This is a genomic window from Calothrix sp. NIES-2098, from assembly GCF_963875125.1.
Taxonomy (GTDB): Bacteria; Cyanobacteriota; Cyanobacteriia; order Cyanobacteriales; family Nostocaceae; genus Aulosira.
Genome location: NZ_CAWNKJ010000001.1, coordinates 1,758,392 through 1,776,567, shown reverse-complemented (window position 1 = coordinate 1,776,567; position 18,176 = coordinate 1,758,392). Strand labels below are relative to the sequence as shown.

The 18,176-nt window shown below is 41.4% G+C and carries 9 protein-coding genes; 1 reads left to right on the top strand and 8 read right to left on the bottom strand.

Annotation, left to right across the window (positions count from 1 at the left end):
- Window positions 1-33 precede the first annotated feature (33 nt).
- From truB to kdpA, 7 genes are all read right to left on the bottom strand, one after another.
- A complete protein-coding gene (truB, locus tag AACU33_RS07330; RefSeq protein ID WP_096595178.1) occupies window positions 34-915 on the bottom strand; it encodes a tRNA pseudouridine(55) synthase TruB in 882 nt (293 codons plus the stop codon).
- A gap of 82 nt (window positions 916-997) precedes the next feature.
- Window positions 998-2,761: an alpha/beta hydrolase gene (locus AACU33_RS07325; RefSeq protein WP_096587869.1), complete on the bottom strand. Its 1,764-nt coding sequence runs from the start codon at window positions 2,759-2,761 to the stop codon at window positions 998-1,000.
- 330 nt (window positions 2,762-3,091) lie between these two features.
- Window positions 3,092-4,009 carry a DMT family transporter gene (locus AACU33_RS07320; protein ID WP_096587867.1) on the bottom strand — a complete coding sequence of 306 codons (918 nt, stop codon included), beginning with the start codon at window positions 4,007-4,009 and terminating at the stop codon, window positions 3,092-3,094.
- A gap of 125 nt (window positions 4,010-4,134) precedes the next feature.
- Window positions 4,135-4,746 carry a K(+)-transporting ATPase subunit C gene (kdpC, locus tag AACU33_RS07315; protein ID WP_096587865.1) on the bottom strand — a complete coding sequence of 204 codons (612 nt, stop codon included), beginning with the start codon at window positions 4,744-4,746 and terminating at the stop codon, window positions 4,135-4,137.
- Window positions 4,747-4,795: 49 nt separating this feature from the next.
- Entirely contained in the window at window positions 4,796-5,050 is a 255-nt protein-coding gene (gene kdpF / locus AACU33_RS07310; protein ID WP_339375827.1) for a K(+)-transporting ATPase subunit F, read from the bottom strand.
- 47 nt (window positions 5,051-5,097) lie between these two features.
- Complete coding sequence (gene kdpB, locus AACU33_RS07305; protein WP_096587864.1) at window positions 5,098-7,203, bottom strand: potassium-transporting ATPase subunit KdpB; 2,106 nt, start codon at window positions 7,201-7,203, stop codon at window positions 5,098-5,100.
- 96 nt (window positions 7,204-7,299) lie between these two features.
- Window positions 7,300-9,000 (bottom strand): potassium-transporting ATPase subunit KdpA, encoded by a 1,701-nt coding sequence (gene kdpA / locus AACU33_RS07300; RefSeq protein ID WP_096587862.1) that lies wholly within the window; start codon window positions 8,998-9,000, stop codon window positions 7,300-7,302.
- Window positions 9,001-10,420: 1,420 nt separating this feature from the next.
- On the opposite strand from kdpA, the gene AACU33_RS07295 reads away from it, so the two are divergent.
- Complete coding sequence (locus tag AACU33_RS07295) at window positions 10,421-14,860, top strand: DUF4347 domain-containing protein (RefSeq protein WP_096587860.1); 4,440 nt, start codon at window positions 10,421-10,423, stop codon at window positions 14,858-14,860.
- 62 nt (window positions 14,861-14,922) lie between these two features.
- Here AACU33_RS07295 and priA read toward each other — a convergent pair whose 3' ends face one another.
- Window positions 14,923-17,421, bottom strand: coding sequence for a primosomal protein N' (priA, locus tag AACU33_RS07290; protein WP_096587858.1), 2,499 nt, complete (start codon window positions 17,419-17,421; stop codon window positions 14,923-14,925).
- Window positions 17,422-18,176 lie beyond the last annotated feature (755 nt).

Sequence of the window (18,176 nt, the reverse complement as noted above, 5' to 3'; positions counted from 1 at the left end):
CACATTAAAGACGCCAAGATTTTCTGAGTGTTTTTATGAGGAAACAGGTTCAAATACCATTTGGGGAATCAGCACTCCAGCTTGTGATTGTCCAATCCCCAAAAAGCGAGACTCTTCATCGTAAACTCGCACTAGCCCAGATATATCTATAGTTACAGGAACTCGCTGACCTTGACACCATTTTTGAGCAGCTGTTGCTGGTAAAGTCACAGATGGCAAATATTGCAAAGCGGTATCAGGGGCTGTAGGTTGAAATGTCCCTGCTTGCAGTTGTGCTTCTAAGTCAGCCAAGGTGATACTATCGCTCAAATGGAAACCACTGCTTTCTGTACGTATTAAAGCGGCGAGGGTTCCACCAGTTTCTAAGATGGCTCCTAAATCGCGAGCGATCGCTCTAATATATGTACCAGCACCACAAGCGATCGCAATCTCTAATTCGGGATATTCTCCTTCTCGCCAATCTAAAATTTCTATCTGAAAAACTTCCACCGTGCGAACTGGAACTTCTACTTTTTCACCGCGCCGTGCTAGATCGTATAAGCGTTTACCATCTACTTGAATGGCGCTGTAGCTAGGCGGAATCTGCTCTATTTTGCCTTCAAATTGAGGTAATACACTTTTTACCTCTGCCAAACTTAACCCAGGACAAGGCGCAGAGGTAATTATTTCCCCTTGTAAATCGTCGGTTGTAGTACGCACGCCTAGCCGGATAGTAGCCTTATAAGCTTTATTACCTGGTAAATACTGTAATAATCTTGTAGCTTTACCAAATGCGATCGGTAACACTCCAGTAGCCGCAGGATCTAAAGTTCCTGCGTGTCCCACACGTTTGAGGCGCAAAAGTTTTCTGACTCGCGCCACACAATCATGAGAAGTCCAATCAAATGGTTTGTTTAAGTTTAAGAAACCTTGCACAGTCACATTTTAAATTTTTAGCAATTCATCTGTAGGGACGGGGAAACCCCGCCCTTGACTCTACAATATTTTTTGATGAAATTTACAGAAAAATTACCACGTGTAACAGTGCAATTCCCATATCCAACATCCGAAACCCAAAATTGACTATAGAGTTAGGCGATCTTGTTAAAGATAGTTTAGTGGCTTGGGTTTCGATATCTACAGCTTGTGCTAATTCAGTTGTGGTAAGAGACTGCACAAAACTCAAGCTGAGAGGCTGACTGGAGATAGCTTGAGCGTAGGCGGCGTTGAGGTAGGGAGAATATTGTGATGTTCGCGCAACATAAGTTTGAAAAAAAGGCAAACTCAAAGCATTTATGTAGCGACGTGCTTGATCTGGACGATCGCCAATCACTTGAGACAGCGCTCCTACTGGCTCATTACCACTATTACCATTACCAATAGTGGAAAAATGGGTTGCACCTACAAGCATCACAAGATATTTTTGGGGATTAGCAAACCAGGAGAACGGTAAAATTTGCTCGAATAAGGCTGGAGCAACGGTATCATCACTGCTACCAACAAGCATGACGGGAATTTGAATTTGACTCAAGCCAGCTTTGCCAAAAATCGCACTAGTAATAGGATTAACTGCGATCGCGGCTTTGACTCTCTCATCCCGAAAATTAACTTCTTTACCAAACTGCTGTTTATTTACAGCTAAAGCACGACACTGGAGCAATAAAGACATATTCCATGTGTCTTGCAGTACCTGTGGCTGACAGTCTTTTTGGAGTTGCGCAAAGTTAATCTTCGCGCCAGCCAAGGCTAAAGCTGTGTAACCACCCAAGGATTGACCAAAAATCCCGACTTGTTGCAGATTTAACTTACTCTGAAAACGCGGATCGGACTGGTTAGCCTTCTCCAATTCATTGAGTATATATGTCACATCTAAAGGTCGATCTGTAAATTCCTCGGCTTCTGCAACTTCACTTGCCTGCTCATTGCGATCGCAGTGATTGGGAACAACAACAGCAAATCCATAAGAAGCTAAATGCTCGGCTAAGTAGCGAAAGTTACTGCTATCTGTCCCTAAACCATGCGAAATGACAATGACTGGTGCGGGGCTTTGGACATTGGGAACATACACATCGCTCAACAACGATCTGCGACGTGACAAGTCGAAGAACTTTAGTGTATATTTTTGCGCTTTATATTGCCCTTGTCGCCGTAAATCTGGTAATTGCGAAAAATTTATTGGCTCTTGAATAGTTGCTTCTAAATTGGACTTTTTGCTAACTTCTGCGATCGCGCGGCTGGTTTCATTGATAAGTTGCTCTAATTCTCCAGCTATTTCCATGCTGTGGGCTAAATCAATATTAATGCTGCTGGTGGGATACTTCCGCAACAGATTTAATAGAGTTAATCCCCCTGGTTCCGCAGCCGCAGAAATAAAGGCAGATCGTAAAGTTTCAATTTCTGGTTGTGGTTGAGGCGATCGCGTTTTGATCGCTGCTGCCAACCTTTGCAGTATAAATTCTCCTTGTGGGGTATAGAGAAATTGTGCAACCACTACCGGGCTAACTTTTACAGGAGTGACTAAAATTCGTCTTAATTCTTGGAATTGTGCTGCTGGTAGGTACTTTTGATAGATGGTTAGCTTGTTATCAATTACACCATTGCGGGCGTAGTTTTCTAAAGAAGTAACTGGAACAGAAAGTTGTATGGCTGAATAAGAACCATAAACTTGCTCTGCTGCTAATACAGAATTACTAATTCCAAATATTGGCAGCAAGGTTGAAAGAACCAGCAATAGCAAAATTTTTACCAGGGTGCTGGCCCGATTACCAAACAAACTAATCATCGCTTAACTGTTTCGGTGATGTGTGCTACGAGGCGTTAGCTTTGGTAGTTATTTGGACACCCTGGTAAGGTTATTTAATATTAATCGCCTCTCTATTATGAATTTTTTTTGAGTTTTTATCTCTTTGTTACAATACCAACAATTAAATGTAACAGCGCCATGTCGATCTAAAAAATATCCACTTGGCAAGAGATTTACTCAATTGGCTGATGCTTACTGTGAAATCATAACAAAGAAAAAATTACCTTGCCTCAGTATTTCTCATGTAGCTTTGAATAGATGATTAATATATTACAATTAATAGCTAGTAAAAACTCTGAAAAATAGGTATTATTCCGTTTTTCCTAGGGCAATTGCAACCGCACCAGTAACAACTAAAACGGCTCCTAGTACTCCTACTATTGTGAGTTTTTCTGGTAGTATCAGTGAAGGTGCAAATACTGATACAGCCCACACTGCTATTAAGGTCACAATCGGAGCTAATGCTAAGACTGCGCTCACCCTTGATGCTTCCCAATGTGCTAGTGATTCGGCAAAAGCACCATAGGCAATGAGTGTATTAAAAGCACAAAAAATTAATGTGTATAAATGTAAATTGTTGAGTGTAAAAATCGTTTTACCTGCACTAAATGGGGTAAATAAAAAAGCACATCCACCATAAACAACGAGCATAATTTGAGCAGAAGTCAAGGTTTGTAATAACTGTTTTTGTGCTAAAGCATAAACAGCCCATGTAGCTGCTCCTAAAATAATTAAACCGCTACCATAAAGGTATGTGTGATTAGCCGTAATTAAATTATTCAGTTGTTCGTGAAAAAATAAAATATAACCGAGAGTAAAGACACCGACACCTATCCATTGAAATAGGTGATAACGTTCTTTAAAAATAACTAATCCTCCCAAACCTAAAAAAACTGAAGAAAATTGAATGATTACTTCAGCATTAGCAGGTGATGTGAGCGATAAACCTTGTAAAAATAAAAAGTAATTCATTGCCAAGAAAATTGTGGCGATCGCTAACAATTTCTTAGAAGCAGAACGCAATTGTTCTAAAGTTGGTAATTTACCTTGTACGCCTAAATACACAGCTAGTAAGCCAAACGACACTGCAAACCGAAACCATATAACTGTGTAGACATCAAGTGCTTGTAGTGTCACTGTTAAGGCAATAAGTAGAATTCCCCATAAAAACACCGTTAATAGCGATAAAGCTAGCCCTAACTGCCAGCGACCAGAACTTTGATGCATAGTTATAGCGATCGGAAATTAAAACGTTTAAAACCCCTATATCTACACTTAGCATCATTTGGAGTAGGATGATAAACTCCCTACTCCAACTGTTTTAAAGTTTAAATTTTAAATTGTTAATAGTTTTACTGATTATTAATTTTTTGCTGATCCAAAATTTCTTGCAGATCGAGGTCGTAATTCAATCGCAGAATATTCACTCCTGGTTCACCAAAGATCCACAAAAATCTTCCATCAGTGTATTTATTAATTTTAGGTAATATATCATCTTCTTTAATATTACGCGCGCGAGCAACCCTTTCCACCTGCTCTCTAGCTGCTTTCAAAGAAATATGAGGATCTAAACCAGAGCCAGATGTATAAATTAAATCGGCTGTGGGTTGAATATTCTCTTCTTGTAATTGATTTGCTTGTTCGATAATTCGGTTGAGTAATTCTGGATTGCTAGGGGCAAGATTGCTAGCACCAGATATACCAGTTGGTTTCGCTTTTTTACCTTGGCTATATCTCACAGTACTTGGACGACCATGAAAATATTTATCTGATGTAAACACTTGACCAATTAAACTAGAACCAATTGCTTGGTCATTTATATTCCGCATGATGCTGCCATTAGCTTCCAAGGGAAATAAACCTTGACCAACGCCTAAAATTACTAGAGGATATACGATCGCCGTTAGCAACCAAAGTACTATAGTTACAAGAATTGACCTGATGATTTCTCGAATAATAGACATACAATAATCTGTCCGTTCTTCTCAGAATTGTGAATAATAATTTTGAATTTTAGAAGCGTTCTGGCTGAAATATGACGACAAACAAGTAAATAACAAGTGCTACTGTAATAAATCCTAAAATACCAATTGCCCAAGCCGATCGCCGTTCTAAAATCCCATCAGAAGCAGCATAAACTACAGGCGCAATTGCCAAATTCAAGCACAGCACAATAAATATTGCTAGGGGCAAATGTTGTTTGCGCCATTGTAACCAGACAAATGATATTGCCTGCATTAGATCCAAATAATTAAATTTTTGCTTCATTTTTGCCGCTATGTATCCCTGACAATTATTTTTGAATTTTCAATTTTTTAGGTTAATCCTGCGGCTGCAAGCAGCATATCTATCAATTTAATAGCGATAAAGGGTGAAACTATACCACCTAAACCATAAATCAAGATATTGCGTTGCAGCAGTTTATTAGCAGTCAATGGTTTAAACTGTACGCCTTTTAAAGCTAAAGGAATTAACACTGGAATAATCAATGCGTTGTAGATCAAAGCTGATAGCACAGCCGTATTCGTACTAGTCAATTTCATAATATTCAGACTTTGCAAATTAGCAGAGGCAAAAATTACCGGGATAATTGCAAAGTACTTAGCAATATCATTAGCCAAAGAAAATGTCGTTAAGGCTCCGCGAGTAATGAGCAATTGTTTACCAATACTGACAATATCAATCAGCTTTGTGGGGTCTGAGTCTAAATCCACCATGTTAGCGGCTTCTTTTGCTGCTTGAGTACCAGTATTCATGGCTACACCAACATTAGCCTGTGCTAAGGCAGGAGCATCATTAGTTCCATCTCCTGTCATGGCTACTAGTTTGCCCTCAGACTGTTCCTGTTGAATAACAGAGATTTTATCTTCTGGTGTGGCTTCGGCTATAAATTCATCAACTCCAGCTTCTTTGGCAATCACCGAAGCAGTAATCCGATTGTCCCCAGTCAGCATAATGGTACGTACCCCCATGCGGCGTAACTGGTCAAACCGTTCGCGAATCCCAGGTTTGACAATATCTTTGAGATAGATGACTCCGTAGATTTCGCGATCTAAGCAAACAGCTAGGGGTGTACCTCCTTGTTGGGAAACTCTTTCGTAAGCGGTATTGAGTTCGGGAGTTTCACGTCCGTTACGAGAACGAACAAACCCGATAATTGCTTCTACTGCTCCCTTGCGTACTTCACGTCCACCTGGCAGATTTGTACCACTCATACGGGTTTTGGCAGAAAATTCTACTCCTTGGGCGTGGTTGGGGTCAAAGTCTACCCTAGCGCCGAACCTTTCTGCTAGTCGGAGAATTGATTTGCCTTCAGGGGTATCATCAAAAACACTAGCTATCCAAGCTACATTAGCAATTTCCTCCATTGAGTGTCCGTTGATGGGGATAAACTCTTCTGCCAAGCGATTGCCAAGGGTGATTGTACCTGTCTTGTCTAAAACTAGGGTATTAACATCTCCAGCGGCTTCAACTGCTCGTCCGGAGGTGGAAATAACATTAAATTGCGCCACTCGATCCATCCCGGCTATGCCTATGGCACTCAGCAAACCACCAATTGTTGTGGGGATCAAGGCTACTAATAGGGCGATCAAAATCGGGACGCTAACTGGACTTTTAACGGTGTAAGCAAATGCAGGCAATGTTGCGACTACAAACAAAAACACTAAGCTGAGAACTGCTAATAACACTGTCAGGGCAATTTCATTTGGTGTTTTGCTGCGTTCTGCGCCTTCTACCAAGGCAATCATCCGATCGATGAATCCTTTGCCAGAGTCAGCTGTGATGCGAACTATTAATTCATCGGAGATAATCCGCGTCCCACCGGTTACAGAACTGGCAATGTCCGAGCCTGATTCCTTGAGTACTGGTGCAGATTCCCCTGTAATAGCCGATTCATCCACTGAGGCTACGCCCATAATCACTTCCCCATCAGCGGGAATAAAATCTCCTGCTACCACGTAGACAGTATCACCCTGTTTGAGGCTGGTAGATGGAACTTCGGTAATTGAACCATCAGGAGCGAGTTTTTTAGCGATCGTTTCTGATTTTGTTGAGCGTAAAGCATCAGCTTGAGCTTTACCCCTTCCTTCAGCTACAGCTTCGGCAAAATTAGCAAACCAAACGGTGAAGAACAAAATTCCTGTTAACAAGCCGTTGAATAGTTGTGGATTATTCTGGTTAACTGGGCCAAATAGAGTGGGATCGATTGTTACCGCTAAGGTAACGATCGCGCCCATCCAAACCAAAAACATCACCGGGTTTTTGATTGCCTGTTTGGGATTGAGCTTAACAAAAGCGTCCTTAATTGCTCTTAAATATATGCCTCTGGCACTTACTTTTGCTTTTTTGCGTGATTGACGGCGATCGCCATGACGAGAACGTGGAGGTTTAGCTTTAGAGGTAGTTGCAACTGGATTCATAAATTTGGTGAGTGAGGGGAACGCGGAGATGGGGGAGATGGGGGAGCAGAGGGAGATGGGGAGTGTTTTCTACTTTTTCTCCCTTATCCTCCTCATCTAACTGCCAGAGGCTAATTTAAAACCTTCGGCGATGGGGCCTAAAGCCAAAACCGGGAAAAAAGTCAGCACGCCTAAAATTAGAGCGATCCCGGCTGTCACACAAGTAAATAGCAGAGAATCAGTTCTCAAAGTACCGGGGGTTTCGGGTACTGTTTGTTTACGAGACATACTATCAGCTAATAGGAGGATGGCAATAATCGGAATGTAACGTCCTGCTAACAGAGGAAATAGGCAACTCAGATTCCACCATAAAGCTGTAGGTGCTGGTTGGGTATTAGCTAACCCTGCTAATCCCGAACCGTTGTTAGCAGCAGCTGAGGCATATTCATAAACTACTTGAGAGATGCCGTGAAAACCGGGGTTGGTAATTCCAGATAAGGAAATTGGGTAGGCTAAGGCGATCGCACTAGGAATTAATATCGCTATTGGATGTACCAGTAATACTATACTGGCGAGAATAATTTCGCGTTTTTCAATTTTGCGTCCTAAAAACTCTGGGGTGCGCCCTACCATTAACCCAGTCAAGAATACGGTAAGAATTACGTAAATTAATAAGTAAGCTATTCCCGTTCCCTGACCTCCCCAAATAATCTGGAGAAACAAGTTAAATAAAGTCGAAAATATTCCTTGGGGCATTAAAGAATCGTGCATTCCGTTGACAGCACCAGACATGGTGCCGGTAGTCATGACAGCCCACAGTGCTGTTTGTGCCCAACCAAATCGAACTTCTTTACCTTCTAAATTCGGATGTTCTATTCCTAAGGTGCCATTAACCAGGGGATTACCTTGTAATTCGGCGCTTGCTGTTATCCCAACCAAGACAACAAAAATGATAAACACCATCCAAAACAGCAGCCAAGCTTGTTTAATGTTATTGGCAAATACACCATAGGCATAAATCAAGGCTGCGGGAATAGAAATCATCGCGATCGTTTCTATTAAATTAGTAGCAGCATTGGGATTTTCAAAGGGATGAGCCGAGTTAACGCCAAAAAAGCCGCCGCCATTCTCGCCCAACATTTTAATCATTTCAAAAGATGCTACTGGGCCTCTAGCTATATACTGCGTCCCTCCTTCTAAGGTTTTGACTACTAGGGTTTCGGCTAATGTTTGCGGTACGCCTAATTTCAGTAAAGCGATCGCGCCAATTACTGATACAGGTAATAATACTCGCGTAATCCCACGGGTGAGATCGACATAAAAGTTTCCTAACTTTCTACCTGTCAATCCGCGAATAAAGGCAATTCCCACGGCCAACCCAGTAGCAGCTGAGGTAAACATCAAAAAACCTAAAGCCGCTACCTGGCTAAAATAGCTTAATGTAGTCTCGCCAGCGTAGTGTTGTTGGTCGGTGTTTGTCAGAAATGAAATGGTGGTATGCAGTAAGGTGTCCCAAGTGGGCGTACCTAAGCCATTGGGATTCCAAGGTAAAGACTTCTGAAAAAATATCAGCAAATACACTACAATGCCCATGACAAGGTTACTGTACAGTATCGCCCTGGCATACTGCCAACCTGTCATATTCAATTTCTTCTGGACGCCTACTAGAACGTAGATACCTCGCTCTATAGGATTCATTAAGGGATCGAGCAGTGTTCTTTCTCCTAAAAAGACACGTGCTATGTATCTTCCCAAGATAGATGTAATTGCTATGACAATACATAACGTTAGCCCAATTTGTAAGAAGCCTTGTCCCATATATTTTGCGCTCAATTAAATTTAAGTTCTAGACAGTTAATTATGACAATTAATACATCAACTGCCCCGTAATGTCTCATATAAAGTCAATTCATTAATCTGGAATTACTATTTTTATTTTTTACTATTTCCAGATGTTTTTGAAGTTTCTGCTAAGAACACTTAAATTTTCTTTTTCTCATTTATCTGTTTCCAAAGTACTATTTGTTTATACAATACATTTTCTGATGTTGCTACTTTTATATATACATTCATCTATACAGTGGCTCATGATATTTTTATTACACCATCCTCCGCTTGTAAAGTATAAGGTGACACAGTTTTCACTTGGTCGGTCTTAGGGTCGCTGAAGTTAGCAAAAAATTATATTGCATATTTAAAATTTTTGGCGAAAACAGTTACTACTATTTCCACAGCACTAAAATTCTAGATGCTAAACGCAATTAATCCTATTTATAAAACAGGGCTAGTTGCTAAATTGTATTGTGTACGCATTAAAATAATTGCCAAAATAAGAATTGCTCATTTATAGCAATTGAATTAGCGTGAATTTTAGATTGATATGTAAGAAATTGCTGTCCTTAAAAATTGCTAAAATCCCAGAAAGCAACTGAGTTTAATTTATTACTATAGGTTAAAAAGCGAACCTAATTATTCCACCTTCTGTATTTAACTTAATACCTCTAGAGAGGGTTGACTGATTAATGAGCTAACAAATCGATTATCTATAACATTAGTATTCTTGTTAAAAAAATTTTCAGCCGACGCAGCCAAAATTACGTAGCTATCAATCTTTGCTAAACAAGCACATTTATACGCCCAATTACAACTAAGCTGTTACGCGCGTTCGTTCAGCGTCTCCTAATCGGAGTGCTTGCCATTAGGCATTTGTTTTCCAAAGGGCAATCTTAAGGCAATGCCCTCAGCCACCATTTTAGCGATCGCAAAGCGAGTATTCGCACCAGAGCTATCGATCCACTTATTAGCTCAAAAACTAAAACTTTAATATTTTATATAAAAAATCTTAAATTTTTCATTCTGACTTTGTAAAGACTATGAATTTATCGGGAATTTAGACACTCGGCAACTTTATTCCCAAGATCTTATTTGTCAAGGAAATTAGCACTAAAGCTGAGTTTTGCCATTTCTTGCTTAATTTCGCTCGAAAGTGCCTTCAACTCCGTACCGTAAAAACACAGTAGCTTTTGTGATATTTATTTCATAAATTTATATAATAAAAAGCTTAATTTTTCTAAAAAAGGTATCCCATCTAGCGTGTACTGAGTTAGATTTGGCTTCTTTGCAAACATAAAAGGTTCTAATTACCAATTTCATTGAGGATGGAAGCGAATGGCTCGCCAGGCGCTTTCTATTTAATGCTGTCTGTGTTCTCACATTTTATTTACTGAGCGCAATCATCATGAAAGTAGTAGAAAAGGCAAATTCTCAAACCCCCACTTATCTAGCTGATGTAGTACAACTTCAAATTAAAGATATTGTCTTTATAGACAAGTCAGTTATTGATTATCAAAGCCTGATAGTTGGGATAAAACCAGGCTATGAAGTTGTAATTCTTGACTCTATAAAAGATGGTGTCGTACAAATCACCGAGTCATTAACAGCAGGTAAATTTCAATCAGTTCACATTGTCTGTCATGGGAGTGAAGGTAGCTTACAAATAGGGGCAACTCAACTAAATAGGGATAATTTAAACTTTTATGCAAAGCAGTTGCAGCAATGGGCAAATGTTTTAACCAATGATGCTGAGATCTTACTTTATAGCTGTGATGTAGCTAGCAAAGAAGGCACAAAATTTGTACAGCAGATCAGTCGGCTGACTGGAGCAAATGTTGCTGCTTCTACTAATAAAATCGGCAGTGCAGCTTTAGGCGGTAATTGGGATCTAGACTTTAGCACTGGGGAAATTAAAGCTAGCCTGGCATTTCAACCGGAGGTAATGCAGGCTTACAATTCTGTTTTAGCCAATCCTGGGGACGTAATTATCAATGAATTTTCCCAAGGTAGTAATGGAACAAAAGAATGGGTTGAAATTCTCGTTGTCACCGATAACCTCGACCTGCAAAATCACAAATTGACTGATAGTAATGGCTCGCTAGATATCACTTTAACTGGCTCTGGCTTTAGTTCCTTGAAAGCCGGAACTTTAATTGTGCTATATAACGGAGCTGATGTTGATGCCACTATTACTCCAGACTTAACTTATAACCCTACATCTGGAGACTATGTATTACAAATATCATCACTGAATAATACCGGACTTTTTGCAGTTACCCGTAATACAGGCTGGAATAGCACAACGGGTGCGTTTGATAACGCTAGTAGTACTGATATACCTCGGCTAATCAACAATAGCAGTACTGTAATACATAAATTGCCACGCAATACTCCTGCCGGGCCTACATTATCATTGCCAGTGGGACGAGCTAGTGCTTACCTAAGTGATACAGCATCAGGTGCAGAGGTCGCTACGAACTGGTCAGCTGATTTTGTTTCTGCGGGTGCTAATCCCGGCCTAGCCAATGGTGGATTTAACACTACTTGGATTAATAGCTTGCGGGTCAACAGCGCTCCTATCCTGGATATAACGGGTAATTCGACGTTACCAACTATTTATCAAAATATTCCCAACACTAGTAATAGTGGGATTTTAGTTGCCGATCTGATTAAAAACCGCATATCCGATATTAATAATAATACTCAAGGGATTGCTGTAACTGAACTGACTGGCAACGGTACATGGCAATACTCTAATGATGGCGGTACTAGTTGGACTAACTTCGGTTCTGTATCAAATAATTCAGCAACGCTTCTGACAGGCTTAGTACCCCTCTACAATAGCTCTTTAGGTAGCACGCCCAACACCCAAGGCTGGCTCCAGTTTGGAGCTTCACCCGCACTCGGAAGTAGCGTGCCTCTGGGTGGGACTCAAAGCATCGTCCAGACCACAACTGGTTATGAAACTAAACTAGTCAGTACTCAGTTTGGGGGTGCTGGTTATAGCAACTACAATGCTGGTCTGCCAATTCAGCTAAATCCTGCATTGCCCGTTCTTGATGCTAATAAAGGCTTTACAGTGAGTTTCGATCTGAAAATCAACAGCGAAAGCCACAGCCAAGATGATAACAATGATGGAATTCAAGACCGAGCAGGTTTCAGCGTCATTGTTGTGACTAGCGATAATACCAAAGCAATTGAACTTGGCTTTTGGGGAGATCAAATTTGGGCACAAAACGATGGGCCTAACGTGGCTCCGGGTTCTACTAGAACATTGTTTACTCACAGTGCTACAGAGAGTGCCTCCTACGACACTATGAGTACACTCTCTCACTACGATTTAACGATTAAAGGTGATACATATTCTCTATTTGCTGCGGGTGGCAAAGTACCAATTCTCACAGGCATTTTACGTAACTATACAGCTTTTGACCACACCTCTGCTGGGCCGTTAGGAACATCCCTACCCTATGACCCCTACGAAAGAACTAACTTTATATTTTTAGGTGATAATACTACTGCTGCACAAGCAGATGTTAACCTCAAAAATATAACACTTGAAACAAATAACAGAGTCCGCTTTGTACCCGCTACAGACTCTAATGGTACAGCTGGTATCAAGTTTCGTGGATGGGATGGAACAGATGGTTTAGCTAGTGGTACTGCTGGTGTAAATACTGCTGTTGGTGGTGGTACAACACCATTCAGTACGGATGTCGAGACTGCTGGCATTACCATTAACCCAGTAAATATATTTACTGGCACAAGTGCCAACGAGGCATTTGTTGCTACAACTAAAACAGATATTTTTGATGGCAAAGATGGCTTAGATAGGGTTAGCGCTAATATTGCGAATCTCCAACAAAATGACACTATTAATGGTGGGGCTGGAATAGATACCTTCATTCTCAGTGGTAGTAGTGCCAACATTCTTACTATTGATTTAAGTAATTCCAGTAATCAACTTCAAGGAATTCCTGGGTTACTCGTTTCCAACTTTGAGAACTTCGATTTGAGAACTTTTGCAGGCACAATTAACTCAATAGGCAGCACTGGGAATGATTTGATTCTAGGTGGAGTTGGTGCGGACAGCCTCAGTGGTGGTGAAGGTAACGATAATCTTCAAGGTGGCGATGGCAACGATACTCTCACTGGCGGTGCAGGCAATGATAATCTTCAAGGTGGTAATGGTAACGACACTCTCACTGGCGGTGCGGGGAACGATATTCTCGATGGTGGTACAGGCAATGATCGCTTGGTAGGCGGTGATGGCGATGACATCTACTATATTGATAGCGCTAGTGACATTGTTGATGAGAACGCCACTACTGGTAAGGATACGGTTTACGCGGCAATTACTTACAGCTTGGTTGGCAAAAATTTAGAAAATCTCATCCTGACGGGAACTGCTGCGATCGATGCTACTGGCAACGAACTCAACAATACCATCAAAGGTAATAACGCTGATAATTCCCTGTTGGCTGGAGAAGGTGATAACTTAGTTTACGGCTTAGGGGGAAATGACAGTCTCGCAAGTGGCGCAGGGAAGGATAATCTTCAAGGTGGCGATGGTAACGACACTCTCACTGCTGGCGCAGGGAACGATATTCTCGATGGTGGTACAGGCAATGATAGCTTGGTAGGCGGTGATGGCGATGACACCTATTATATTGATAGCGCTAGCGACATCGTTGATGAGAACGCCACTACTGGTAAGGATACGGTTTACGCGGCAGTTACTTACAGCTTTGTTGGCAAAAATTTAGAAAATCTCATCCTAACGGGAACTGCTGCGATCGATGCTACTGGCAACGAACTCAACAATACCATCAAAGGCAACAACGCTGATAATTCCCTGTTGGCTGGAGATGGTGATAACTTAGTTTACGGTTTAGGGGGGAATGACAGTCTCTCAAGTGGTGTGGGGAAGGATAGCCTGTATGGCGGCGATGGTAACGATACTCTCACTGCTGGCGCGGGGAACGATATTCTCGATGGTGGTACAGGCAATGATAGCTTGGTCGGCGGCGATGGCGATGACATCTACTATATTGATAGCGCTAGTGACATCGTTGATGAGAACGCCACTACTGGTAAGGATACTGTCTACGCGGCAATTACTTACAGCTTTGTTGGCAAAAATTTAGAAAATCTCATCCTAACGGGAACTGCTGCGATCGATGCTACTGGCAACGAACTCAACAATACCATCAAAGGCAACAACGCTGATAATTCCCTGCTGGCTGGAGATGGTGATAACTTAGTTTACGGCTTAGGGGGAAATGACAGTCTCGCAAGTGGTGTGGGTAAGGATAATCTTCAAGGTGGCGATGGTAACGACACTCTCAGTGCTGGCGCGGGGAATGATATTCTCGATGGTGGTACAGGCAATGATAGCTTGGTCGGTGGTGATGGCAATGACTCGCTACTGGGCGGTAATGATAACGACGTTTTGGTAGGTGGGGCTGGTAATGACTATTTATTAAGTGGAACTGGCAACGATCAATTAGTTTATAATCTCAACTCTGCTTTTAATAGCGGTGCTATTGGAGTTGACACGATCGCTGACTTTACTCTGAATAGTGACAAAATTGTTCTGTACAAGAATACATTCACTGCACTTACCAGTATTGCTGGCAATGGTTTCAGTGTTGCAAATGAGTTTATCCAAGTTACAACTGATGCTGCCGCTGCCATTAGTAGTGCCACGATCGTTTACAATTCTGCCAATGGTAAATTGTTTTATAACGAAAATGGTGTTTTAGATGGCTTTGGTACAGGTGCTCAATTTGCCACATTCACTAATAGTCCATCACTCTCAGCCAATGATTTCCTAATTCAGTAGTTAGGATACTCTCACCAAGTTAATATAACCAAAGTAAGGGGCGGGTAAATCCTGCCCTTTAATTACATAATGTTTAATGGGTCTATATCAATGGTTAAGCTTACAGATGCAGGGCAGAGCGATCGCACTTCTTCCCAATCTGGTAATTGTGGTAAATCATCAGGCGCAAATTTAATTAATATCTGCCAGCGATAACGATTAGCTACTCGTAAAATGCTAGCTGGTGCTGGCCCTAAAATCTCAAATCCTTCTTCTGTATTTAATTTTGTAGCTATGATTTGCGCAGTATTTTGCACTTGAATCGGATCTAAACTACTCAATCGCAACAAAATCAACCTGCCATAGGGAGGATAATTGAGTGCTTCTCTTTGTTCTAGTTCGGAAGTAGAGAAAGCTTGATAATCGTGGCGTTTGACTGCTTCAATTACCTCATGCTCTGGGTTATAAGTTTGGATAATTACCCTACCCGGATCGTCGCCTCTCCCCGCCCGTCCTGCTACTTGGGTTAAAGTTTGAAATGCCCGTTCGCTGGCGCGATAGTCGGAAAGATGCAGCAAGCCGTCAGCAGCCACAACACCCACAAGTGTCACCTGAGGTAAATCCAAACCTTTGGTGAGCATTTGCGTACCTATTAATAGATGTGCTTCCCCATTAGCAAACTGGGTGAGGAGGGTACGGTGTGCGCCTTTGTTGCGGGTGGTATCGCTATCAAAACGGATGCAATTAAGTTGGGGAAATTCGCGCTTTAATTCTTGCGCTACTCGTTGAGTACCGCTACCGAAGAACTTGAGGTAAGGGGAGGCGCAGTCAGGGCAGAATTTTGGATGCGATCGCCCATAATTACAATAATGGCAGCGTAAAAGTTGCGGCGCTCCGTCTTCAGTGTGGTGATAGGCTAGCGATACGTCACAATGGGGACATTCCAGCACATAGCCACAATTACGGCAAGAGACAAAAGTACTGTGTCCCCGGCGATGGATAAATAAAATTCCCTGTTGTTGTCTTTCAAGCAGCTGTTGCAATGCTGTTTGTAGGGATCTACTAAATATTGAGCGATTTCCCTCTTGCAACTCTCGCCGCATATCTACTATTTCTATCGGCGGTAAAGGACGCGAGTTGATGCGTTCGGGAAGGGAGAGGTAGTGGGAGGACAAATTCTTTGCGTCTTGTTTCACACTCAGCCAACTTTCCAAGGAAGGTGTAGCCGAACCTAATACTAAGGGACAATTTTCGATTTCGGCGCGCCATTGCGCAACGGTGCGGGCGTGGTAGGTGGGGATGGGGGAGTCTTGCTTAAAGCTGCTGTCGTGTTCTTCATCTAAGATGATTAAACCCAAGTTGGGTAAGGGCGCAAAAATTGCACTACGCGTACCAATTACTACTTGGGCTTCGCCTGCAAGCATTTGTCGCCACGTGTCGTAACGTTCGCCTTCCGAAAGGGCGCTGTGATAGACGTTAACTTTGTTACCAAAACGGGCACGAAAACGATCGGTTAACTGGGGTGTAAGTCCAATTTCTGGGACTAAAACTAGGGCGGATTTACCTCGATCTAATAAAGGTGCGATCGCTTGTAAATAAACTTCGGTTTTCCCGGAACCTGTCACCCCATGCAATAAGACTTGAGCATATCCATCTAGTGCCTGGATTCTCGCTAAAGCGTGAGATTGATCGCTAGTTAAAGATTTAGGGCGATCGCTTACAATTACAGGCCCCTGTTCTTTTCTTAATACTTCCCGTTCTTCAATTACAATACAGCCTTTTTGCTCTAGCCCTTTGAGGGTAGGGGTAGTTGTTTTGCAAATTTGCAGGAACTCATTCAACCACACCTCACCGCCACAATCCCGTAGCACTTTTAAAATTTCTCGTTGACGTTTGTTCAGGTCAAGGTGTAATCCATCATCAACTAAGGTGACTGCTGTTTTCGTCTGGGGTCGAGAATATCTCGGTAGTTCTATATAGCTTTCTACCCAACCGCGTTCAAGTAATTTCTTTTTTCCCCAGTTAAATCCTTTCACCTGGCGCTTAAGAAATTTGCAACTATAGTCTCCTGTAGCTTGAGATTGGAGAATTTTGAGAATTTGACGCGCTGCTGTGGAATTAAGAAATTCCTCTGCACCATGCGGAATGTTTTCTGGTTTGAGGCGGAGGCGAGATTGCGATCGCCCTAACAATCCTGGCGGTAAAGCTACTCTAATCGCTTGAATTAAAGGCGTATAGTAATATGTCGATACTCTATTTAATAATTCCCAATAACCATTGGGAAAAAACCCTACACTCACAACATCTTCTACATCCCGAATTTTCTCTAGTGGTAGATCGGGATTTGGCTGGGACAATAAACGAATGGCGATCCCTCCCAGTTGTTGTGTACCAAAGGGTACAGTTAAAATATCACCTGGTTTGATTTCTAACTGCTCTGGTAAGTGATAAGTATATAGCCCAGAATTCTCTGGACAGTCTACCAACACTTCAACCCAGCGCTCGATACTTGTCTTGGATTGATATATTTCTCCAGGCTCATTAACTACCAAATGGGATAAATTTACGCCATCAATATACATAGTTGCTATTTTAATAGATAGATTTTTTTATGCCTTTCTTGTAGTTCGTCAAAAGTTACCTTTACCTTGAGAATTTAACTTTTTGCTATTCTAGGCGTAAACTGTAATTCGCAATACTTTTATCCCTCATAATACTTGATAAGTTTCCTCTTATGTAATTCACATCGCCCCATTCAACTCAACTATACATGCCCTAAATATTAGATACTCAGCATACACAATAAAAGCATTTCATCCACTATCTTCTAAATAGTTGTTGTATCTACTAAATAGGGTATAAGATTTTCACCCTATTGATAGATATTCAATCGATTATGTATATGAGATGCTTTTATACAAATCAAGTAAATTATTTCCAAATTTTAAATTGCTAATTTATTGTCAGTCATGAAACTTAATCAAAACCGATAAACTCAGCAGTAAGCTTACGATTTTTAACATCAGTCCCAACCAATAAAGTCTAAAAAACTTTGGATAATTAAATAAAAATTTAAGATTTTGGGATGTCTAGCTGACGATTTAATCTGAGTTCAGGTTGAGAAAGTTTGAGTGAGTTTGACATATTTAGTAAACAAGAAAAAAATGAGGAATATAGAGGTTGGGGAGCTGAGGAGATAGTTGGTGGGTGCATAGGCCAGTATTGTTATGAGATTTATCTAGCAGGAACTAAGGAATGACAGCTAGACATTGATTTTAACTTCTAATGAGAAATTAGCATAAACTTTTGTTTTGCTACCGGACGAGTGCATTTCTCC

Excerpts from the sequence above, each read along its gene's own strand:
- AACU33_RS07320 (WP_096587867.1), bottom strand. The coding sequence starts at position 4,009 with ATGCATCAAAGTTCTGGTCGCTGGCAGTTAGGGCTAGCTTTATCGCTA.
- kdpB (WP_096587864.1), bottom strand. The coding sequence starts at position 7,203 with ATGAATCCAGTTGCAACTACCTCTAAAGCTAAACCTCCACGTTCTCGT.
- priA (WP_096587858.1), bottom strand. The coding sequence starts at position 17,421 with ATGTATATTGATGGCGTAAATTTATCCCATTTGGTAGTTAATGAGCCT.
- kdpF (WP_339375827.1), bottom strand. The coding sequence starts at position 5,050 with ATGAAGCAAAAATTTAATTATTTGGATCTAATGCAGGCAATATCATTT.
- kdpA (WP_096587862.1), bottom strand. The coding sequence starts at position 9,000 with ATGGGACAAGGCTTCTTACAAATTGGGCTAACGTTATGTATTGTCATA.
- AACU33_RS07295 (WP_096587860.1), top strand. The coding sequence starts at position 10,421 with ATGAAAGTAGTAGAAAAGGCAAATTCTCAAACCCCCACTTATCTAGCT.
- AACU33_RS07325 (WP_096587869.1), bottom strand. The coding sequence starts at position 2,761 with ATGATTAGTTTGTTTGGTAATCGGGCCAGCACCCTGGTAAAAATTTTG.
- kdpC (WP_096587865.1), bottom strand. The coding sequence starts at position 4,746 with ATGTCTATTATTCGAGAAATCATCAGGTCAATTCTTGTAACTATAGTA.